Origin of the sequence: Blattabacterium sp. (Periplaneta americana) str. BPLAN, assembly GCF_000093165.1 — a bacterium.
Classification (GTDB): Bacteria; Bacteroidota; Bacteroidia; order Flavobacteriales; family Blattabacteriaceae; genus Blattabacterium.
The window spans coordinates 212879-234770 of record NC_013418.2 but is presented as its reverse complement, the minus strand read 5'-3'; the positions used below and the strand labels follow the sequence as shown (position 1 = coordinate 234770).

The following is a 21892-nucleotide window of genomic DNA, read 5'->3' as shown; positions in this document are numbered from 1 at the left end:
TATGTTAAAAACACTGAATCATCTCTTTTTAGAAAAAACTCTTACAAAAGAAGAAGCTAAAAATATTCTTATAGATCTATTAAAAGGAAAAATAAATCCTACTCAAGTCATGGCCATGGCAATAGTGTATAACATGAGAAAACCTTCTTTAGAAGAAATATTAGGGTTTCAGCAGGCTTTGATGGAATTATGTCTTCCAGTAAATCTAACAGATTTTCATGCTATTGACATTGTTGGAACAGGTGGAGATGGAAAAAATACTTTCAATATTTCTACTCTAGCATGTTTTATTGTTGCAGGAGCAGGAGAAAAAGTAATCAAACATGGAAATTTTGGTTTTTCCTCTAGAACTGGATCTTCAAATCTTTTAGAAAAGTTAGGTTACCATTTTACGAATAAAGAAGAAAAATTAAGAAAACAATTAGAAAAAGTGGGATTTTGTTATTTACATGCTCCTATATTTCATCCGACATTAGATATCCTGTCTTCTGTAAGGAAAGAACTAGGCATAAGAACTTTTTTCAATCTACTTGGACCATTATTAAATCCTGGAAAACCAAAAAATCAATTATTAGGAGTTCACAATCTAGAATTAGCCAGAATGTATTATTATATATATCAAAATACGGAGAATAATTACGCGATCATTCACAGTTTAGATGGTTATGATGAAATTTCACTTACTGGAGATATCAAATGTTATTCTCCAAATGGAGAAGAATTTTATACTGTAGAAGAATTAGGAAAAAATAAGGTTAATCCTGAGGAATTAAAAGGTGGAAAAGATACGGAAGAAAATACACGGATATTTATTAGAGTCTTATCTGGAGAAGGAAGTATAGCTCAAAATGAAGTTGTTTTGATCAACGCTACATTTGCCTTGAGTCTTTTAAATAAAGATAGTTGGGAACATAATTATGATAAAGCGAAATATTCTCTGGAAAGTGGAAAAGCTAAAAATATTCTCAAAAAGTTGTTAGATATATGAATATTCTAGATAAAATTATTTATGAAAAGCAAAAAGAAGTATCCAAAAATAGGATCCTCTATCCCATACAAAAACTGGAAAAGAGCATTCTATTTAATAGAAAATCTCTTTCTTTAGTTAGGAGTATAGAAAAAAGTTGCGCTGGAATTATTGCAGAATTTAAGCGTAAGTCTCCTTCTAAAGGAATAATCAATGATGCAATCTCCATGGAAAAAGTGGTCAAAGATTATGAAGAAGCTGGTGCTAGTGGAATATCTATTCTTACAGATTATTCTTTTTTTTCTGGAAAAAATGAAAACTTAACAAAAACACGTTCAATTGTTTCTATTCCTTTATTAAGAAAGGATTTTATTATTGATGAATATCAAATTATAGAATCCAAATCTATAGGATCTGATGTTATTTTATTGATAGCAGAAATTCTCTCTAAGAAAAAAATTAAAGATTTTGCTTCCTTAGCAAAGAGTCTCGATTTGGAAGTGATTATAGAAATACACTGTGAAAAAGAAATAGAAAAATTGACAGAAAATTCAGATATCATAGGAATTAACAATCGAAATTTGCGAACCTTTCTTGTAGATTTCAAAAATTGTTCAAAATTAGTTTCAAAAGTTCCTAAAAATTATATGAAAATAGCAGAAAGTGGAATTACAGATGTTGAAAGTATTCTGCATTTACAAAAAAAAGGATTTCAAGGTTTTTTAATTGGAGAAAATTTCATGAAAGATAAAGATCCTGGAAAGAGTTGTAGAAATATGATTAAGGCATTAAAAAGTCACGAAAATAAAAATCACAATGAAATTTAGGCATTTAAAAATAAAGGTATGCGGAATAAAATTTCATATACAAGAAATATCTAATTTATTTCCAGATTTTTTAGGTTTTATTTATTATCCTAGTTCTCCTAGATTTGTAGGATATGATTTCATTCCTCCAAAATTAAAAAAAGGAATATTGAAAACGGGGGTTTTCGTGAATGAATCAAAATACAATGTATTAAAAATTAGTAAAGAAAAAAAATTGGACTTTGTTCAATTACATGGAAACGAGAGTCCTTTTTATTGTGAAAATCTACTAAAAAAAGGCTTAAAATTAATAAAAACCTTTAGTATAGAAGAATCTTTTTCCTTCAAAAAGGTTAAAGATTATATATCCTTATGTGATTATTTTTTATTTGATACTAAAACCCGATCCTATGGAGGAAGTGGAAAAAAATTCAGATGGGAAAAATTATATGAATATAATTTGGATGTTCCATTTTTTTTAAGTGGTGGTTTAGGAACGAATGATTTTGATAAAATTAAAAATTTTTTTCATTCGCATTCTAAAATGTTTGGAATTGATATTAATAGTCAATTTGAAATAGAGCCAGGAAAAAAAAATAATATAGCAGTAAACAGTTTTATGAAAAAAATAAGAGAATAATGAAATATTTAGCCGATAAAAATGGATATTACGACTCATTTGGAGGAGCTTTTATTCCTGAAATGTTACAGAGACAAATAATTGAATTACAAACTCATTATCAAAAAATTATTAAAAGTTTAGAATTTCAAAAATCATTTAAAAATATATTAAAGAATTACGTAGGAAGACCTACTCCTTTATTTTTTAGTAAAAAATATTCCGATAAATATGGAGGTAAAATTTATCTTAAAAGAGAAGATTTAAATCATACGGGATCCCATAAAATTAACAATACGGTAGGTCAAAGCTTATTAGCTAAGATATTAGGGAAAAAAAAAATTATTGCTGAAACAGGTGCAGGACAACATGGAGTAGCAACAGCTACTACTTGTGCTTTAATGAATTTAGAATGTATGATTTTTATTGGCGAGAAAGATATGGAACGTCAATCTTCTAATGTATTACGAATGAAGGCTCTTGGAGCTAAAGTTATTCCAGTTCTTAGTGGAGATAAAACACTTAAAGATGCAGTCAATGAAGCTATTCGTTTTTGGATCAACCATTCAGAATGTTATTATTTAATAGGATCCACAATAGGTCCTCATCCGTATCCTCAAATGGTTGCCGATTTTCAATCGATTATAAGCGAAGAAATAAAGAAACAATTAGAAGAGAAAGAAGGATGTAAATTTCCAAATTATATTGTCGCTTGTATAGGTGGAGGAAGTAATGCAGCGGGATCTTTCTATCATTTTTTAGATCATGATTTTGTAAATCTCATTGCAGTGGAAGCTGCTGGTTTAGGGGTCCATACAAAAAAGACAGCTGCTTCTATACATTGCGGAACTAAAGGAGTGTTACATGGAAGTATGACCTTTCTTTTACAGAATAAAGATGGTCAGGTTCTTCCTACTTATTCTATATCAGCTGGTTTAGATTATCCAGGAATAGGGCCTATGCATGCAAATCTTTTTTTAAAAAAACGTGTAAATTTTTTACATGCTACAGATGAAGAAGCTTTGCAAGCAGGATATGAATTGATCCGATTAGAAGGAATTATTCCTGCATTGGAAAGTGCTCATGCATTAGCTGCATTAAAAAAAATCCCGTCTAAAATAAACGATGTTATTATTGTTAATTTATCGGGAAGAGGAGATAAGGATATTAATGTCTATAATAAATTTTTTGATAAGTATTCTAAATATGAACAAACTACATAAATTTTTTGAATTAAAAAAGAAAAATATATTGTGCATTTATTTCACAGCAGGTTATCCAACCATAAGCAGTACAGAAAAAATAATAACCACTTTACAGGATCTTCCTGTAGATTTAATTGAAATAGGGATTCCTTATTCGGATCCTTTAGCAGATGGAATAGTCATTCAAAATAGTAATAAAATTTCGTTAAAAAATGGAATGAATATTTCTTTGTTATTTTCACAAATAAAAAAGATTAAAGATTCTATAAGAACCCCTATTATTCTTATGGGGTATTACAATCAGTTTTATCAATTTGGAGAAGAAAAGTTTTTAAAAGAAAGTAATGAAGCCGGGGTATCTGGACTAATTTTTCCAGATTTGCCTGTCAATGTTTTTGTAGAAAAATATCAAAAAATGTTTAAAAAACATTTGTTATCTATGATCTTCTTGATTACACCAAAAACAGATCCAGATAGAATTTCCTTATTAAATGAAATAACCGATGGTTTTTTATATTTAATTTCTTCTAATTCTGTAACTGGAAGGCCTATTCCTTTTGGAGAAAAGCAAATTTCCTATTTTAAGAGAATACAAAAACTTTCTACACATGTACCTAAATTAATTGGATTTGGAATAAGAGATAAAAAAACCTTTGAAATTTCATGTCAATATGCAAATGGAGGAATAATAGGAAGTTCTTTCATTCAATCATTAAATAAAAATAGATTAGAATCTAGTATTCGAGAATATATAAAATCTATTTTAGGGTAGTTTTCTTTTTCCAAAAAGAGATGTTCCTAACCGAATATGGGTGCTTCCATATTCTATAGCTATGGGGTAATCATTACTCATTCCCATGGAGAGAATATGATGTTGGTATTTTCTTTGATATTCATTATATAATTTTTTTAAAGAATAAAATTCCTGTCTTATTTTTTGAGTAGAACCATGAAGAGAAGCCATCCCCATTAATCCAATAATTTTTACATTTTTCATATGATGATAAATATTATTATTCATGATATTATCGGCTTCTTGATTTGTTATGCCAGCTTTATTTATTTCATTACAAATTTTTATTTGTAATAGACATTTTATCACACGATTATGTTTAAAAGCTTCTTTATTAATTATTTGAAGATGTTCTATTTTTTGAATACTATGGATGAGATGAATGAAAGGAACTATGGATTTCAATTTGTTTTTCTGAATTACTCCAATCATATGCCAACGAATATCTTTCGGTAATTTTTGATATTTTTGGATCATTTCTTGAACATAATTTTCTCCAAAATCTCTATGTCCTATTTGATATAGTCTCTCTATGGAAGAGATATTTTGATTTTTAGATACAGCTAAAATTTTAATGCTTTTAGGGATGGATTTTTTGATGGAAAAAAATCTACATTCAAGGTCTTTCATTTTTTTTCTTTTTAAGAAAATTTTTTTTCAAATTCTTTTATTATCTCAATTAAAAATTGAACACTTTCTAATGGAAGTGCGTTATATATACTCGCACGATATCCTCCTAAAGATCTATGACCATCTAATCCTACAATATTTTCTTTTTTCCACATGGAATTAAATTCTTTTTCTAGATTTTTTTTCTTTAAAAAGAAGGAAACGTTCATATTCGAACGATCTTCTTTATGAATCTTATTTTCAAATAAATTACTCTTATCTATTTCGTCATATAATAATTTTGCTTTTTTTTGATTCTCTTTTTCTAAAATAGAAAGACCTCCTTTATTTTCTATCCATTCTAGAGTTAGCATAGAAGTATAAATAGAAAATACATTTGGCGTATTTAAAATCCTGTTATTTTTTATATGAATATTATAATCAAGATAGGAAGGAATATTTCTTTTTATTTTTCCTAAAATTTCTTTTTTTACTATAACAATAGTCATTCCTGCAGAACTTACATTTTTTTGAGCAGAAGCATAGATTAAACTAAATTGACAAAAATTTAATTTTCTGCTAAAAATATCGGAAGACATATCACAAACTATTGGTATAGTAGTATGAGGAAATTTTTTCATTTGTGTACCTACAATGGTATTATTCGAAGTACAATGAAAATAATCTACTTCATCTGGAACTTGATAAGTTTTTGATATATATGTATAGTCCTTTTTTTTTCCAGAAAAAAGGATTCTTACTTTTCCAAATTTTTCCGCTTCTTTAATTGCATTATAAGCCCATATTCCTGTATCTAAATAAGCTGCTTCTTTTCTCATCAAATTATATGGGACCATACTAAATTGCAATGTGGCTCCTCCTTGAAGAAATAAAATAGCATAGTCCTCATTTAAATTCATCACACGTTTTACTAAATCAGTGGTTTTTTCCATTATTTCTAGAAAATCTTTACTTCTATGAGATATTTCAAGTAAAGATAATCCGCATTGATTATAATCAACGACAGATTGAGCTGATTTTCTAATCACTTGTTTTGGTAAAATAGAAGGACCTGCATTGAAATTATGTATTTTCATAAATAGAATAACTAATTCTTTCCAAAATTAAAAAAAATCCTAATGGGATTTGCATTAATAAGACGTAATAAATCAATTATATTTTTACTCCCAATATTCTTTTTGTTTTTTCTGTTACTTTAAATCTATCATCTAAACGATTTCCTATAATCCAAATAATTTTCTCATTTCCATTAACTAATAACCAGGTATGTTCCTTTTCAAAAAGAGAAAATTTTTTCTCTTTATAATATTTGCTTAATTTTTTTTTTCCTTTCATGTTTAAAGGATAAAAAAAATCTCCTTTTCTCCATGTTCTTAATTGTAAAGGAAATTGAATTTTATCTAAATCTATGAAGGATGCTTCTGTTATATTTTCTTTTTTTGGATCCAAAAAAAATTTTAGATGAATGGGGAAAGAAGTTTTTTTATGATCTTTTAGATTCAATATCATATATATTTTTTTTGAAGGATTTTGATTTTTTACCAAAATCCAATGATTTCTATTTTTAATAATTCGATATTTTTTTGAGAATAATTGTTTTCCAGATTGTGCATAAAGAAGGTTTTTTAAATCTTCTATATTAGAAAATCCATATGGAAAAAATAATTTGAATAAATAAAAAGACAATGGTTGTAATTCCTTAATTTTTTTGCATTCAATTTTCCAAAAAAATGGATTCTCTTTTTTTTCCAGAGTAATCTTTTTATTAATTTTTGTGACCTCACTCTCTATAACTAAATTTTCCTGATGAAGATATTTTATACTTTTTTTAAATCCTTTGTAGAAAGAATCTGAAAAAGTAGATGTGATTAGACGTATTTTATTTCTTAAATATTTATTTTCTTGATTACTGTGATCTAATCTCCAATTAACTTTTTTCATTTTAGCATAGTGTAAAATTTCTTCTTTAGTAAAACTAGAAAGAGGACGAATAAATTTTCTATTTTCTCTAGGAATCCCTAATAAACCTTTTAGTCCAGTTCCTCTCATTATATTGATAAAAAAAGTTTCTACTGAATCACTTAAATGATGTCCTAATGCCATATGATCATAGGAATGTTTCTCTAATAAATTCTCAAACCAATCATATCTAAGTTTTCTAGCTGCCATTTGTATAGAAAACTTATTTCTTTTCGAAAAATCAAAAGTGTTAAATCTTTTTACGTGACATAAAATATGTTTTTTTGCACAAAAATTCTTCACAAAATTTTCGTCTTCATTAGATTCTTTATCTCTAAGAGTAAAATTGCAATGAGCTACTCCTAATGTAAGGTTAGGGACAAGAAGTAATAAATTTAAAAGAACCATGCTATCTAATCCACCACTTACAGCTACACAAATTTTTTTTTTTTCTACTAAGGAAAAAGATTTTATAATTTTCTCTAAAAAAAAATGATCGTCTGAGAGATTCTTCATAATTCTATTAAATGTTTTACAATTTCTTCAACTATTTTGTATTCAGATTTTCCATGAACCTCTATTTTTTTATAAGATTTTTCGTAAAAAAAGATTCTTTTGGATAAATGATGAATGATAAATTGAAATAATTTCTTCTTAGATAAATGAGCTATTAAAGGTCTAGTTTCTTTTTCCTTATATAATCTTTTAAATAAAATATAACTCTGGGTTTTCAGATAAAAAGTTTTTGAAAATTTATTTAATAAATCCATATTATTATAATAACAAGGAGTCCCTCCACCAACAGAAAGAATATATTTTTGATGTGTTTTTAAAAATTTTTTAACCATTAAATGTTCTATTTCTCTAAAATTATTTTCTCCTTTTTTTTGAAAAATATTATAAATAGAATCCTTTTGGTCTTTTACAAGAAGAGCATCTAAATCATAGAAATCCAATTTTAATTCTCTAGATAAAATTTTTCCTATAGAAGTTTTTCCACTTCCCATATATCCGATTAGAGTAACTTTCATAAAACATAAAATTTATTGTAGTATATTTGCTCACAAGAAATTATGAAGACCTGGTAGCTCAGCTGGTAGAGCATTACACTTTTAATGTAAGGGTCCTGGGTTCGAATCCCAGTCAGGTCATTTTTTCTATTTATTTTTAATTTATTTCAATTTCTAATACAGTTGGGCAATGATCTGAATATGGGATTTCAGGTAATAGATAAGCTTTATTCATCTTCTTTTTTAAAGATCTACTCACCATAGCATAATCAATTCTCCAACCTTTATTATTCTTTTTTGCATTAGAATAATAACTCCACCAACTATAATGATTAGCCTCTTTAACATAATTTCTAAAACTATCTATAAATCCTAAATTTAAAAAATTACTCATCCATTTTCTTTCTTCTGGTAAAAAACCGGAAATTTTTCTATTTCGTATAGGATCATGAATATCTATTTCATGATGACAGATATTATAATCTCCACAAATAACGAGATCTTTTAATTTTTTTTGAATTTTTTTTATGTAAGAAAAAAAATTCTCCATAAAATAAAATTTAAAATTTAATCTGTTTTTTAGATGTTTTCCAGAAGGAATATAAAGACTTATCACTGATATTTTTTTTAAGTCAATACGTAGAACTCTACCTTCTGTATCAATGGATTCTATTCCTATTCCATATTCTATGTGATGAGGTTTTTCTTTGCATAAAATGCCTACTCCACTATATCCTTTTCTTTTCGTTGAAGGGAACCAATAATGATAATAACCAAGATGATCAAATAAACTTGTTTTAATTTGTTCTTTAGATGCCTTTATTTCTTGTAAACATAGAACATCTGGTTGATAAGATTTAATCCAATGGAGCAATCCTTTATTTATTCCAGATCTAATTCCATTAATATTATAACTAATAATTTTCATAGCAAAAAGAAAGATTTTATTAATAATTAAAAGTAATCATCATAAATCATTTTCAAAATAATGAATCAATAGAGTTTCAAAAAGGTTAAAGAATATTCAAAATAGTTTTTTATATTTGCTGTAATGCATTAAATCTATAAAGATTACTAAAATAAAAAGCTTACAAAAAGTAAGCTTTTATTATTTTTTATATGGATAAACTTAAAATAGCTATTCAAAAATCAGGTCGTCTTTATGAAGACTCCATAAAGTTGCTTAAAGATTGCAGCATTGAGATTAATATTGGTATAGATAAATTGAAGACAACAGCTCTTAATTTTCCGTTGGAAATCCTTTTCTTACGAGATGATGATATTCCTCAATATTTAGAAGATGGAGTAGCGGATATAGGAATCGTAGGAAAAAATGTTCTTTTAGAAAAACGAAAAAAAATACAAATCAAAGAAACTTTGGGGTTTGGAAAATGTCGTCTTTCCATAGCAGTTCCTAAATCTTTGATATATAACGGTATAAATGATTTAAATGGAAAGAAAATTGCAACTAGTTATCCTTTTTTAGTTAGAGAATTTTTCGAAAAAAAATATATAAAAGCGGAAATTCACGAAATATCTGGAGCAGTAGAAATTGCTCCTGGAATAGGATTAGCAGATTGTATTTGTGATTTAGTGAGTAGTGGGTCTACACTTTTTATGAATGGATTAAAAGAAGTAGAAACAATCCTTCAATCTGAAGCTGTTTTAGCCTCTCATCTTCATTTGGGTTCCCCACAAAACATTATCATGGATAAACTTCTATTTAGAATACGAGCTGTAAAAAAAGCTAAAAATAATAAATATATTCTTTTAAATGTCCCTAATGAACGATTAGAAAAAATAATATCTTATCTTCCAGGAATCAAAAGTCCAGCTATTCTTCCATTAGCAAATTCAGAATGTAGTTCTGTCCATTCTGTGGTAAATGAAAATGATTTTTGGGGAATTGTAGAAAATTTGAAAGCGCTTGGGGCACAAGATATATTAGTACTTCCCATAGAAAAAATTATACTTTAACAGATATTACTTATGGACATACAAGTGTATATATATCCTCCATTTAAAACATGGAAATCTATTATAAAAAGATCTGTACAAGATGTTTCTAGATTAAGTGGTTTTGTTTTGCCTATTATAAATAATGTGAAACTATACGGTGATATAGCTTTAAAAAGCTATACAAAAAAATATGATCATGTGAATTTAAAACATATTCAAATTTCGGAAGAAGAAATAAATGAATCCAGTAAAAACATTTCAGATTGTTTGAAAAAATCTATTGAAGTAGCACATAAAAACATCCAATCTTTTCATAAACCACAAATACAGAAAGAATCAAAAATAGAAGTCTCTCCAGGAGTTATTTGTTGGAGAAAATCTGTTCCTATAGAAAAGGTCGGTTTATATATCCCTGGAGGTTCTGCCCCTTTATTATCTACTGTATTAATGTTAGGAGTTCCTAGTAATTTAGCTGGTTGCGAAGATATTATTTTGTGCTCTCCTCCAAATAAAAATGGAAAAATACATCCATCCATTTTATATACAGCTACTAAGTATATAGGAATAAAACGAATCTATAAAATAGGAGGAGCTCAAGCTATTGCCGCTATGGCTTATGGAACTGAAAGTGTTTCTTCTGTTTACAAAATATTTGGTCCAGGAAATTCTTATGTTACACTAGCTAAACAAATTGTAGCACAAAAAGGAATAGTCTCTATAGATATGCCAGCTGGACCTTCAGAAGTCGTTATTTTAGCAGATGAAACAGCGAATCCAGAATATGTTGCTTCTGATTTAATTTCTCAATCAGAACATGATCCAGAAAGTTACATTCTTTTAATTACCATAAGTATATCCTGGATGGAAAAAATAAAAAAAGAATTAAAAAAACAATTAACTAGTTTTTCCACTAGACAAAATATTATGAAAAAATCTTTGGAAAGGAGCAAAATGATTGTTCTTTCTTCTTTGGAAGAAAGCATTCATTTGATCAATCAAGTGGCTCCAGAACATTTAATCATTAATTGTCATAATGCTTCTTATTGGGGGGATAAAATAAAAAATGCTGGATCTGTATTTCTGGGAAATTATTCTCCAGTCAGTGTGGGAGATTATGCTTCTGGAACAAATCATGTGCTTCCTACTTATGGGTATGCAAAATCTTATAGTGGAGTATCTGTAGATAGTTTTCTAAAAAAAATAACTTTTCAAAAAATTACCAAAAAAGGATTACGAGGTTTATCAAAATGTGTTGGTGGACTATCTTTAACAGAAGGTTTAATAGCACATAAAAAATCCATTGATATTCGATTGAAAAATGAATGAAAATGCATCATGACTAGTAACAATTTTGATTTAAAATCTTTAATTAGGGAAAATATTCTGAATGTAGATCCTTACTTATCTGCTAGAGAAGAATACAATCAAGGAAAAAATTCCATTTTTTTAGATGCTAATGAGAATTCTTTTGGAGCTCCTTTATCTTTTTATAATTCATATAATAGATATCCAGATCCATTACAGAAAGAATTAAAAAGAAAAATATCAGAAGTGAAAAATATTCCTTCATCTAAAATATTTTTGGGAAATGGAAGTGATGAAATTATTGATTTAATTTATCGCATTTTTTCTCGTCCAAAAATAGATCATTCTATCATTTGTCCTCCTACTTATGGTATGTATGAAGTAAGTGGAAAAATTCATGGAGTAAATGTAGTGAAAGTTTTTTTAACTGAAGAAGAATATCAATTAAATTTGAAACAAATAGAAGATAAAATTAATCAATATAGTAAAATAATTTTTATTTGTTCTCCGAATAATCCTACTGGAAATGATTTGAAAAAACAAGATATTCAAAAAATTATAAATAAATTTACAGGAATCGTCGTTTTGGATGAAGCTTATATAGATTTTTCAGATCAAGAATCTTTTTCTCTAGAAATAGAGAAATATCCGAATTTAATCGTTTTGCAAACGCTTTCTAAATCTTGGGGATTAGCTGGGTTGAGAATAGGAATAGCTATTACTTCTGAAAAGATCATTCAATGGATGAATAAAATTAAATATCCCTATAATATCAGTAAAATTTCTCAAAAAATAGCTATTCAGGCACTTGATAATAAAGATCTATTTTTTTACTATTTAAAAAGCATTCTTTCAGAAAGAAAATATATGGAGGAGGCTCTAAATAAAATTTCCATTATACAAAAAGTTTATCCTAGCTCTTCCAATTTTTTACTAGTTAAAGTTCCTTTTTCATCAAAAAACCTTTATAAATATTTGATAGAAAAAAATATTGTAGTTAGAGATCGTTCAAAAATTATTTTTTGTAATGAATGTTTAAGAATAACAATAGGGACTCATGAAGAAAATGAATATTTGATAGATCAAATCAAAGAATACTCTGAAAATCGTGTTTAAATGTTTCAACATATCGGGATAAAAAAAGGATAATGAAAAGAATATTATTTATTGATAGAGATGGAACCATCATTCAAGAATTCCCACCTACTTATCAAATTGATTCTCTTGAAAAGGTGAATTTTTATCCAAGGGTTCTATTTTTTTTAACTAAAATAGCTCATGAATTAAATTATGATTTTGTGATGGTTACCAATCAAGATGGATTAGGAACGGATAAGTTTCCTGAAAAAAATTTTTGGCCTATACATAATCATATTTTGAAAATATTAAAGACGGAAGGAATTCATTTTTCTTCTGTTCATATAGATAGAACTTTTCCAGAAGAAAATTCTCCTACAAGAAAACCTGGAATAGGAATGCTGACTTCTTATTTTCATTCTGGTTACAATCTTGAAAAATCTTTTGTTATTGGAGATAGATTAACTGATGTTTTGTTAGCTAAAAATTTGGGATGTAAATCTATATGGATCAATCCTATTATAGAAGAAAAAAACTTATCTATAGAAAAAAAATCCTTAAAAAAGATCATTGCGTTAGAAACTGATAGTTGGGAAAGAATTTATGAATATTTAAAAGATGTGTCTACTAAAAGAATTTTTCAACATCAACGAAAAACATTAGAAACAGACGTAAAAATAACTATTCAACTTTATGGAGAAGGAAAAGCAAAAATACAAACAGGATTAGGTTTTTTAGATCATCTTTTGGAACAAATGGCTTTTCATAGTCTTATGGATCTAAATATTCATGCAATAGGAGATCTTGAGGTAGATGAACATCATACCATTGAAGATACAGCAATTACTTTAGGAGAAATTTTTCATCAATCTATTATAGATAAACGAGGAATAGAACGTTATGGTTTTTTTTCTCTTCCTATGGATGACTGTTTGGCTACAGTGGCATTAGATCTTGGAGGTAGAAGTCAATTAACTTGGAAGGCTAAATTTATTAGAAACAAAATAGGGAAAGTTCCTACGGAGATGTTTATTCATTTCTTTAAATCTTTTTCCTCTTCTGCAAAATGCAATCTTTATGTTCACGCTATTGGAAAAAACGATCATCATAAGATAGAATCTATTTTTAAAGCTTTTGCTAAAGCTATTAAAATGGCGATAAAAAAAAATAGGACCAATAAGCTGCCTAGTTCTAAAGGAATGTTGTAAAAATTTTTTAATGAAAAAATCATGAAAACAATTATTGTAAAATATCCTGCTGGAAATGTACAATCTGTTCTTTTTTCTTTGGAAAGAATAGGAGTAGAAGCTATTGTTACCGATTCCAAAAAATCTATTCAAAATGCGGAAAGAATCATTCTACCTGGAGTAGGAGAAGCTAATTTTGCTATGAAATACTTGAAAGAAAAAAAATTAGACATTCTTCTATCTAAATTAGAACAACCTGTACTAGGAATATGTCTGGGAATGCAATTACTTTGCAAGTATTCAGAAGAAAGTAACACAACCTGCATGGGGATTTTTGATTTGTTTGTCAAAAAATTTCATTCAAAAGATAAAAATGATAAAATTCCTCAAATTGGTTGGAATACCATTCACAAGCTAAAAGGGCCTTTATTTGAAAATATTCCAGATGGAAGTTATCAATATTTTGTTCATAGTTATTATGCTCCTTTGGGAAAATATACCGTAGCTAAAACAGATTATATCATTTCGTATAGTTCTGCAATACAAAAAAAAAACTTTTACGCTGTCCAATTTCATCCAGAGAAATCTTCTTATATAGGACATAAGATATTGGAAAATTTTATTCGATTGTAAAATAATATATATAAATTACTCATATAATGCAGATTATAGCAGCTATAGATCTTATTGATGGAAAATGTGTTCGTTTGATCCAGGGAGACTATAAAAGAAAAAAAATTTATAATAAAGATCCGTTAGATGTTGCTTTTTTACTAGAAGATCATGGAATATCTAGATTACATCTAGTGGATTTAGATGGGGCAAAAAAGGGAAAAGTTATTCATTGGAAAGTTTTGGAAAAAATAGCAAAATTCACACATTTAATTATTGATTTTGGAGGGGGAATTCATACAGATGAAGATGTACGCATTGTATTTGAAAATGGAGGTTGCATGGCCACAGTTGGGAGTATTGCGGTAAAAGATCCATTTCTTTTTAAGAAATGGATCCATATTTATGGAAGTGAAAAAATCCTTCTTGGAGTGGATGTTAGAGACAATAAAATAGCTGTGAATGGATGGACTAAATTGTATGAAATTCCTTTTTGGGATTTCTTAAAAGAAAAAAAAAGTCATGGGGTAAGAAAAATTTTTTGTACGGACATATATAAAGATGGGAACCTTTCCGGTCCTTCTTTTTCTTTATATGAGGAAATTCTTAAAAGATTTCCCGATATTGAATTCATTGCAAGTGGAGGAGTAAGGAATATAGAGGATCTAAAAAAATTAGACGATTTAGGCTGTCATGGAGTTATTATTGGAAAGGCTATATATGAAAATAAGATATCCTTGTCAGAACTTAGAGATTGGAAGGAAGATAAATAAAATTATTTATGTTAGTTAAGCGTATTATACCTTGTTTAGATATAAAAAATGGGAGAACTGTAAAAGGAGTAAAATTTAAACATCTAAAAGATGCTGGAGATCCCATAAAATTGGGTAGTTGGTACACGCAACAAGGTGCTGATGAATTAATTTTCTTGGACATCACAGCAACAAATGAAAGACGTAAGACTTTCTCCAGTTTAGTTAGAGAAATCTCTCGTCATATAAATATTCCTTTTACAGTAGGAGGAGGAATAGGGGAAGAAAAAGACGTGGAATTATTATTAAATGCAGGGGCTGATAAGATATCTATTAATACTGCAGCTTTTAAAAAACCAAAAATTTTAGAAATTCTTTCCAAAAGATTTGGAAGTCAATGTATAGTTTTAGCAATTGATGCAAAATATGAAGAAAATGAATGGAGGGTCTATTTAAACGGAGGAAGAGTTTCTACCAGGAAAAAAGCTTTAGATTGGGCTAAAGAAGGAGCTAATAGAGGCGCAGGAGAGATATTATTAACCTCTATGAATCATGACGGAACAAAAAACGGATTTGCTTTAGATATCACTAAAAAAATTTCTGAAAAACTTTCTATACCTATTATAGCCTCAGGTGGTGCTGGAAAATTAGAAGATTTTTATCAAGTATTTAAAAGTGGAAAAGCGGATGCCGCTCTAGCCGCCAGTATTTTTCATTATAAAGAAATAGAAATTCCTGAGTTAAAATGTTATTTAAATTATCATAATATTCCCGTTAGAACTAACAAATAAATTAAAAAATGAAGGATCTTCCAATAAAACAAATAAATTTTAAAGACGATTTGATTCCTGTTATTATTCAAGATAACAAAACTAATAAAGTTTTAATGCTTGGTTATATGAATCAGGAAGCGTATAAAAAAAGTATTGAAGAAAAAAAAGTGACTTTTTATAGTAGGTCTAAAAAAAGACTGTGGACCAAAGGAGAAGTTAGTAAAAATTATCTTTTAATCAAAAAGATATTGATTGATTGTGATAGAGATACATTATTGATTAAAGCAGAACCTACAGGTCCTGTTTGCCATAAAGGAACGGATACCTGTTGGAAAGAAATGAATCAAATGAATTTTTTGTTTCATTTGGAGAATATAATTTCTAATAGAGTCAATCAAAAAGATGAAAATTCTTATGTTGTTAAATTATTCAAAAAAGGGGTTAATAAAATATCTCAAAAATTAGGAGAAGAAGCTGTTGAAATGATTATTGAATCTAAAGATGATAATCGAAGTCTTTTTTTGAATGAATCTGCGGATTTGTTATTTCATTATATTCTTCTTTTATATAGTAAAGGGGTGACTATCCATAACGTAATAAATCTTTTAGAAAAAAGACATAAAAGTAAAAACCATTAAGGAATATTTAATATTTTATGAATTTGAAGAGATATTTTCCATTTAGGATGATTTTTTATATAAGAAATTATTTTTGGAAGTATTTTAATGTTGTTTTTCCATTCAGGTTGTAAACATAATACACAATTGGATTTTTTAACATAAAAAGCTTGTTCTTCTGCAAAAGAAAAATCGCTTTCATTACAAATAATTATTTTTAATTCATTCATTTTTTTGTAATTTTCCTTCAAAGGACGTTTTTTCTTTTTAGGAGAAATGGTAATCCAATCTATATCTTTTTCGTGAATAGGATAAGATCCAGAAGTTTCAACATGAATGCGATATCCTTTTTTTTTAAGAAGACTGGTTAAAGGAGTTAGATTCCACATCATAGGTTCTCCACCAGTAATAACAATAGTTTTTACCTTTTCATTGATATTATTAATAATTTTATGAACTGTTAAAAAATCCTTTTTTTCTATTTTCCAACTACTTTTTGTATCACACCAATCACATTGAATATTGCATCCTTCAAAACGAATAAAATAGGCGGCTATTCCAGAAAAAAAACCTTCTCCTTGTATAGAATAAAAGGTCTCTTTAACAGGAAAAGAAACGTTATTTATTTCCATTATTTAATGCTGCTATTAAAGTGTTTTTTATAAGCATAATGCGGGTCATAGGGCCTACACCACCTGGAACAGGGGTTAAATAAGAAGCTTTTCCATAAACACTATTGAAATCAACATCTCCTTTTAAAAAAGATTTTTTTCCATTTTTTACTTTAGTTATACCTACATCTATAACTATAGCTCCCTCTTTAATCATTTTTCCTGTTAAAAAACCAGGACGCCCTACCGCAGTTATAATGATATCTGCTTGTTTTGTATAGTAATCTATATTTGGAGTTTGACTATGAGTAAGTGTAACCGTGCTATTTCCAAGATAGTTTTTTCTGCTCATTAAAATACTTATGGGTCTTCCTACTATACGACTTCTTCCAATAACCACAGTATGTTTTCCAGATATTTCTATTTTATATCTCTCTAAAATAGTTAATATGCCTAGTGCTGTTGCAGGAAAAAAGGCCTTCATATCCAAAGACATTTTTCCAAAATTTTCTGGATGAAATCCATCTACATCTTTTCTTGGATTAATAGACATAATTATTTTATCTGAATTGATATGCTTTTGAAGAGGTAATTGAACTATAAAACCATCTATTAACGGATTGTTATTCATTTTTTGAATTTCTTTTAATAATTCTTTTTCTGAACTATCATTTGGCAAATGGATTAATGAAGATTTTATTCCGATATTTTTGCATTCTTGTATTTTGCTGTTCACATAGGTTAAACTGGAACTATTAGTTCCTAATAAAATGATTCCAAGATGAGGAAGTCTCTTTTTTTTATTTCGTATGCTTTTTTCTATTTCCTTGGAAATTTCTTTTCTTATATCGATAGCTAATTTATTTCCATTTAATAATTGAGTCATTTTCTATTTTCTATTTCTTTTGTTAATTGAAGAAAATCTTTTACAGATAATTGTTCTGCTCTTTTATTTAAAAATGGGAGGTTATAATAATTTGGTATTTCTTTAATAAAATATTGTAAAGCATTTTTTAAGGTTTTCCTTCTTTGATTAAAAGCTATTTTCACACATTGAAATAAAAGATCCTTATTACAGAAAATTTTTCTTTCTTTTCTCTTTAAGGAAATTACGGCAGATTTTACATTTGGGATAGGAAAAAAAACATGTTTATTTACTGTAAACAGATATTTCACTTCATAAAATGTTTGTACGAGAACAGATAAAATTCCATAAGTTTTATTTCCTTCATGAGATGTTATACGTTCTGCTACTTCTTTTTGAAACATTCCAATACATTCTGGAATATATTGATTATATCTTAATATATGAAATAAAATTTGAGAAGAAATTCTGTAAGGAAAATTTCCAATTATTGCGAAGTTTTTTAGATTCATTTCTTCAGGATTCCATTTTAAAAAATCTTTGTGTATGATTTGATTTTTAGAAACTGAAAAATTTTTTCTTAAAAACAGGATTAATTTTTTATCAATTTCTATTAAAAATACTTTATGCCATGGAGTTAATAAATAACGAGTCAATATTCCTAATCCTGGACCTATTTCAACTACAGTATTATAATTTTGAAAAGAAAGATTTTTGACAATTTTCTTAGCTATATTTTTGTCTTTTAAAAAGTATTGATCAAATTTTTTATGAAAAAAAGATTCACGCATTATGCAAAGATAGAAAATATATTATTTGTATCTTGTGAAGACTTAGAAATACGATTTTAATTTTCTCTATGCTTCAAGTCTCTTTCATCCGTAAAAACAGGGAAAAAATTTTATCAGGACTAGAAAAAAGAAAATTTGAAAAAAGAAACTTAATAGATGAGATATTAATCTTAGATAAAAGCAAGAAAAAAATACAATATGAGATCAATAAAATCTCAGAGAATGAAAATAAAATTTCAAAAAAAATAAGTCATATTATAGGTGATAAAAATGTAAAAAAAATTCCAATAAAATCCTTAAAAGAGGAATCTCTTTCTTTAAAAAAGAAAAAAAAAAATCTTCATATTCAATTAAAAAATATTATTCAAAATTTAGAAAAAAAATTAGATCAAATTCCTAATATTCCTGATGAAATAGTAAAAAAAAATTTAGAAAAAGACGATTTTCTTTTTCAAAAAATAGCTCCTCATTCAATAAAAATTGAAAATGCTCTTCCTCATTGGGAGTTAGCCAAAAAATTTCAGTTATTTGATTTATATTTAGGAACAAAAATATGTGGATCTGGATTTCCAGTATATATTGGAAAAGGAGCTAAGCTGCAGAGAGGTTTAATTCAATATTTCTTAGATAAAAATATACAAGCTTCCTATAAGGAGTACAGTTTTCCTTATCTGATTAATGAAATATCAGGCTATTCTACAGGACAAATCCCGGATAAAGAAGGTCAAATGTATTTAATAGAAAAAGATAATTTTTATCTTATTCCAACTGGAGAAATTCCTCTTATGAATTGTTATAGAAATAATCTATTAAGTTATAAAGACTTACCTATAAAATCCACTACTTATACATCTTGTTTTAGAAGAGAGGCTGGATCTTATGGATCTAAAGTACGAGGATTAAATAGACTGCATCAATTCGAAAAAGTAGAAATTATTCAAATTACTACTCCTGATACTTCTTTTTATTATTTAGAGGAAATGATTTCCCATGTTCAAAACATTTTGAAATCTTTAGAATTGCCATTTCGTCTTATTCGTTTAATGGGAAAAGATTTAGGATTTGCTTCTGCAATAACTTATGATTTTGAAGTTTATTCTATGGCACAAAAAAAATGGTTAGAAGTTAGTTCAATTTCTAATTGTACTAATTTCCAATCTAATAGATTAAATCTTAGATATAAAACCATGACAGGAAAAATAGAATTATGTCATACTCTTAATGGAAGCGCTTTGGCTTTACCAAGGATTATGGCAGCTTTATTAGAAAATAATCAAACAGTCAATCAAATTAATATTCCTAAGGTTTTAGTTCCTTATACAGGATTTGATAATATTAAATAGTTTTTTATGTTATGAAAGTCACTGATCATATAGATAAAGCTAAAAAAAGTTTATTTTCTTTTGAAATATTACCCCCTTTAAGAGGACATGACATCAAAGATATTTTTTCCACATTAGATCCTCTAATGGAATTTAATCCTCCTTTTATTGATGTTACATATCATCGTGAGGAATTTATTTATGTAGAAAAAGAAAACGGACTTTTACAAAGAAGAACTATTTCACGACGTCCAGGAACTGTAGGAATTTGTGCAGCTATTATGAATAAATATGGAATAGATGCGGTTCCACATCTCATTTGTGGCGGTTTCAATAGACAAATGACGGAAAATGCTTTGATAGATCTAAATTTTTTAGGAATAGATAATGTTTTAGTTCTTAGAGGGGATCCTTTAAAATCTGAAAAGAGTTTTTTTTCGAAAAAAGACGGTCATCAATATGCTGTAGAATTGGTTGAACAAGTTAAAAACTTGAACAATGGGAAATACCTTGATAATACTTTCGAACAAAAAGACTCTCCATTATTTGATTTTTGTATTGGAATAGCTGGATATCCAGAAAAACATTTAGAAGCGCCAAATATGGAAAGTGATTTATTCTTTTTAAAGAAAAAAGTGGAAGCAGGGGCTAATTACATTGTGACTCAAATGTTTTTTGATAATAAGAAATACTTTTCTTTTGTCAAAAAATGCAGATCAGAAGGAATTACTGTGCCTATAATACCTGGAATTAAACCAATTTCTTCTAAAAAACAGTTAAATAGTCTTCCTTCTCGTTTTTATTTAAATATTCCTCATGAATTAGTGAAAGAAATTGAAAAAGTAAAAGATAAAAAAATGATTTCTCATATTGGAATTGAATGGGCCATCCAACAATCTAAAGAACTAAAAGATTCTGGTGTGGAAGTGATCCATTATTACACCATGGATAAACCAGAAAATATTTATAAGATAGTTCAAGCTGTGTATTAATTAGATAAGATAAAGGGTTTCTTTTATAGCCTTGATGATTTTTTCTTCATTTGGAAACCAAGCTTTAATTAAATTAGAAGCATAAGGTGCAGGAGTATCAAGCAGAGTGATTCTACTGATAGGGGCATCTAAGTAGTCAAACGCTTTTTTTTGTATCATGTAAGAGACTTCAGAGGAAATTGAAGAAAAAGGCCAGGATTCCTCTAAAATCACTAAACGATTAGTTTTTTTCACAGAAAAAAGTATAGATTCATAATCTAATGGACGAATAGTCCGAATATCTATGACTTCTACACTAATGTTTTCTTGATCTAATTTATTAGCAATATTTAAGGCAATTTTCATAATCTTTCCAAAAGAAACTAAACTAACATCTGTTCCTTCTTTTTTTACTTCAGCTTTTCCAATAGGAAGAATATATTCTTCTTCTGGAATCATCATTTTATCCCCATACATTTGTTCAGATTCCATAAAAATTACGGGATTATTATCTCTTATAGCGGATTTTAAAAGCCCTTTAGCATCATATGGATTACATGGAATTACTACTTTTAATCCAGGACAACTAGCATACCAACTTTCAAAAGATTGAGAATGTGTAGCTCCTAATTGTCCAGCAGATCCAGTAGGACCTCTAAAAACAATAGGGATATTCCATTGACCTCCACTCATATAACGTATTTTTGCCGCATTATTAATAATTTGGTCCATGGCGACTAAAGAGAAATTAAAAGTCATAAATTCAATAATAGGTCTGCATCCGTTCATGGCAGAACCTACTCCTATTCCAGAAAATCCTAATTCTGATATAGGTGTATCGATAACTCTTCTTGGACCGAATTCCTCAAGCATTCCTTTAGAAGCTTTATAAGCTCCATGATATTGAGCCACTTCTTCTCCCATAAGATATACAGCGTCATCTCTTCTCATTTCTTCACTCATAGCTTCTGCTAGGACTTCACGAAAAGTTTTTTCTTTCATCATAATGTAAAAGTTCTCAAATTATAAAATAATAACGGAAAAGGAAGCCTAATCTAATA

The 21892-nt window shown here is 27.8% G+C and carries 24 protein-coding genes and 1 tRNA gene; 16 read left to right on the top strand and 9 right to left on the bottom strand.

Features of this window, described 5'->3' with window-relative positions; genetic code table 11:
- Position 1 precedes the first annotated feature (1 nt).
- The 5 genes from trpD to trpA are packed head-to-tail and all read left to right on the top strand — an operon-like array spanning position 2 to position 4369.
- Positions 2 to 988, top strand: coding sequence for an anthranilate phosphoribosyltransferase (gene trpD / locus BPLAN_RS01095; protein ID WP_012821374.1), 987 nt, complete (start codon positions 2 to 4; stop codon positions 986 to 988).
- Complete coding sequence (gene trpC / locus BPLAN_RS01090; protein ID WP_012821373.1) at positions 985 to 1794, top strand: indole-3-glycerol phosphate synthase TrpC; 810 nt, start codon at positions 985 to 987, stop codon at positions 1792 to 1794. Before trpD ends, trpC begins: the two co-directional genes overlap by 4 nt.
- The gene (locus BPLAN_RS01085) at positions 1784 to 2413 is read left to right on the top strand and encodes a phosphoribosylanthranilate isomerase (RefSeq protein WP_012821372.1); all 630 of its coding nucleotides are present in this window, start codon (positions 1784 to 1786) and stop codon (positions 2411 to 2413) included. Before trpC ends, BPLAN_RS01085 begins: the two co-directional genes overlap by 11 nt.
- Positions 2413 to 3615, top strand: a complete 1203-nt coding sequence (gene trpB, locus BPLAN_RS01080) for a tryptophan synthase subunit beta (RefSeq protein WP_012821371.1) — start codon at positions 2413 to 2415, stop codon at positions 3613 to 3615. The genes BPLAN_RS01085 and trpB overlap by 1 nt, the downstream gene beginning before the upstream one ends.
- Complete coding sequence (gene trpA, locus BPLAN_RS01075; RefSeq protein ID WP_012821370.1) at positions 3599 to 4369, top strand: tryptophan synthase subunit alpha; 771 nt, start codon at positions 3599 to 3601, stop codon at positions 4367 to 4369. The genes trpB and trpA overlap by 17 nt, the downstream gene beginning before the upstream one ends.
- Here trpA and BPLAN_RS01070 read toward each other — a convergent pair.
- The 4 genes from BPLAN_RS01070 to BPLAN_RS01055 form a co-directional block, all read right to left on the bottom strand.
- Positions 4361 to 5020, bottom strand: a complete 660-nt coding sequence (locus BPLAN_RS01070) for a YggS family pyridoxal phosphate-dependent enzyme (RefSeq protein ID WP_012821369.1) — start codon at positions 5018 to 5020, stop codon at positions 4361 to 4363. The two genes, trpA and BPLAN_RS01070, sit on opposite strands and share 9 nt — an antisense overlap.
- An 11-nt stretch (positions 5021 to 5031) precedes the next feature.
- On the bottom strand, positions 5032 to 6096 hold the full coding sequence (gene serC / locus BPLAN_RS01065; protein ID WP_012821368.1) for a 3-phosphoserine/phosphohydroxythreonine transaminase: 1065 nt from the start codon (positions 6094 to 6096) through the stop codon (positions 5032 to 5034).
- Between the two features lie 76 nt (positions 6097 to 6172).
- Positions 6173 to 7495, bottom strand: a complete 1323-nt coding sequence (gene tilS / locus BPLAN_RS01060; RefSeq protein WP_012821367.1) for a tRNA lysidine(34) synthetase TilS — start codon at positions 7493 to 7495, stop codon at positions 6173 to 6175.
- A complete protein-coding gene (locus tag BPLAN_RS01055) occupies positions 7492 to 8010 on the bottom strand; it encodes a shikimate kinase (protein WP_012821366.1) in 519 nt (172 codons plus the stop codon). Before BPLAN_RS01055 ends, tilS begins: the two co-directional genes overlap by 4 nt.
- Before the next feature lie 47 nt (positions 8011 to 8057).
- Here BPLAN_RS01055 and BPLAN_RS01050 point away from each other — a divergent pair.
- Positions 8058 to 8130, top strand: a tRNA-Lys gene (locus BPLAN_RS01050).
- Positions 8131 to 8146: 16 nt separating this feature from the next.
- On the opposite strand, the gene BPLAN_RS01045 is transcribed toward BPLAN_RS01050, so the two are convergent.
- A complete protein-coding gene (locus tag BPLAN_RS01045; RefSeq protein WP_012821365.1) occupies positions 8147 to 8917 on the bottom strand; it encodes an exodeoxyribonuclease III in 771 nt (256 codons plus the stop codon).
- Positions 8918 to 9108: 191 nt separating this feature from the next.
- Between BPLAN_RS01045 and hisG the strand changes: the two genes are divergently transcribed.
- The 8 genes from hisG to hisIE are packed head-to-tail and all read left to right on the top strand — an operon-like array spanning position 9109 to position 16292.
- On the top strand, positions 9109 to 9966 hold the full coding sequence (hisG, locus tag BPLAN_RS01040) for an ATP phosphoribosyltransferase (protein ID WP_012821364.1): 858 nt from the start codon (positions 9109 to 9111) through the stop codon (positions 9964 to 9966).
- A 12-nt stretch (positions 9967 to 9978) separates the two neighbouring features.
- The gene (gene hisD / locus BPLAN_RS01035; RefSeq protein WP_012821363.1) at positions 9979 to 11274 is read left to right on the top strand and encodes a histidinol dehydrogenase; all 1296 of its coding nucleotides are present in this window, start codon (positions 9979 to 9981) and stop codon (positions 11272 to 11274) included.
- Positions 11275 to 11283: 9 nt separating this feature from the next.
- A complete protein-coding gene (hisC, locus tag BPLAN_RS01030; RefSeq protein WP_012821362.1) occupies positions 11284 to 12369 on the top strand; it encodes a histidinol-phosphate transaminase in 1086 nt (361 codons plus the stop codon).
- 32 nt (positions 12370 to 12401) lie between these two features.
- Positions 12402 to 13538: a bifunctional histidinol-phosphatase/imidazoleglycerol-phosphate dehydratase HisB gene (gene hisB / locus BPLAN_RS01025; protein ID WP_012821361.1), complete on the top strand. Its 1137-nt coding sequence runs from the start codon at positions 12402 to 12404 to the stop codon at positions 13536 to 13538.
- 21 nt (positions 13539 to 13559) lie between these two features.
- Positions 13560 to 14150 carry an imidazole glycerol phosphate synthase subunit HisH gene (hisH, locus tag BPLAN_RS01020; protein ID WP_012821360.1) on the top strand — a complete coding sequence of 197 codons (591 nt, stop codon included), beginning with the start codon at positions 13560 to 13562 and terminating at the stop codon, positions 14148 to 14150.
- Between the two features lie 26 nt (positions 14151 to 14176).
- On the top strand, positions 14177 to 14902 hold the full coding sequence (hisA, locus tag BPLAN_RS01015; protein WP_012821359.1) for a 1-(5-phosphoribosyl)-5-[(5-phosphoribosylamino)methylideneamino]imidazole-4-carboxamide isomerase: 726 nt from the start codon (positions 14177 to 14179) through the stop codon (positions 14900 to 14902).
- Between the two features lie 8 nt (positions 14903 to 14910).
- Positions 14911 to 15672 carry an imidazole glycerol phosphate synthase subunit HisF gene (hisF, locus tag BPLAN_RS01010; RefSeq protein ID WP_012821358.1) on the top strand — a complete coding sequence of 254 codons (762 nt, stop codon included), beginning with the start codon at positions 14911 to 14913 and terminating at the stop codon, positions 15670 to 15672.
- Between the two features lie 8 nt (positions 15673 to 15680).
- The gene (gene hisIE / locus BPLAN_RS01005; RefSeq protein WP_012821357.1) at positions 15681 to 16292 is read left to right on the top strand and encodes a bifunctional phosphoribosyl-AMP cyclohydrolase/phosphoribosyl-ATP diphosphatase HisIE; all 612 of its coding nucleotides are present in this window, start codon (positions 15681 to 15683) and stop codon (positions 16290 to 16292) included.
- On the opposite strand, the gene BPLAN_RS01000 is transcribed toward hisIE, so the two are convergent.
- From BPLAN_RS01000 to rsmA, 3 genes are read right to left on the bottom strand one after another with little or no spacing between them, the layout of a single operon-like run.
- Positions 16289 to 16903, bottom strand: coding sequence for a 7-carboxy-7-deazaguanine synthase QueE (locus BPLAN_RS01000; protein ID WP_012821356.1), 615 nt, complete (start codon positions 16901 to 16903; stop codon positions 16289 to 16291). The two genes, hisIE and BPLAN_RS01000, sit on opposite strands and share 4 nt — an antisense overlap.
- Entirely contained in the window at positions 16890 to 17768 is an 879-nt protein-coding gene (locus BPLAN_RS00995) for a bifunctional 5,10-methylenetetrahydrofolate dehydrogenase/5,10-methenyltetrahydrofolate cyclohydrolase (RefSeq protein WP_012821355.1), read from the bottom strand. Before BPLAN_RS00995 ends, BPLAN_RS01000 begins: the two co-directional genes overlap by 14 nt.
- Positions 17765 to 18538 (bottom strand): 16S rRNA (adenine(1518)-N(6)/adenine(1519)-N(6))-dimethyltransferase RsmA, encoded by a 774-nt coding sequence (rsmA, locus tag BPLAN_RS00990; RefSeq protein WP_012821354.1) that lies wholly within the window; start codon positions 18536 to 18538, stop codon positions 17765 to 17767. The genes BPLAN_RS00995 and rsmA overlap by 4 nt, the downstream gene beginning before the upstream one ends.
- Positions 18539 to 18606: 68 nt before the next feature.
- Here rsmA and serS point away from each other — a divergent pair, with 68 nt between their 5' ends.
- Both serS and metF read left to right on the top strand, forming a co-directional pair.
- Positions 18607 to 19881 (top strand): serine--tRNA ligase, encoded by a 1275-nt coding sequence (serS, locus tag BPLAN_RS00985; RefSeq protein ID WP_012821353.1) that lies wholly within the window; start codon positions 18607 to 18609, stop codon positions 19879 to 19881.
- 11 nt (positions 19882 to 19892) lie between these two features.
- A complete protein-coding gene (gene metF / locus BPLAN_RS00980) occupies positions 19893 to 20852 on the top strand; it encodes a methylenetetrahydrofolate reductase [NAD(P)H] (protein WP_012821352.1) in 960 nt (319 codons plus the stop codon).
- Here the strand turns inward: metF and BPLAN_RS00975 are convergent, their stop codons facing one another.
- Positions 20853 to 21833 carry a pyruvate dehydrogenase complex E1 component subunit beta gene (locus BPLAN_RS00975; RefSeq protein ID WP_041178304.1) on the bottom strand — a complete coding sequence of 327 codons (981 nt, stop codon included), beginning with the start codon at positions 21831 to 21833 and terminating at the stop codon, positions 20853 to 20855.
- Positions 21834 to 21892: the final 59 nt, after the last annotated feature.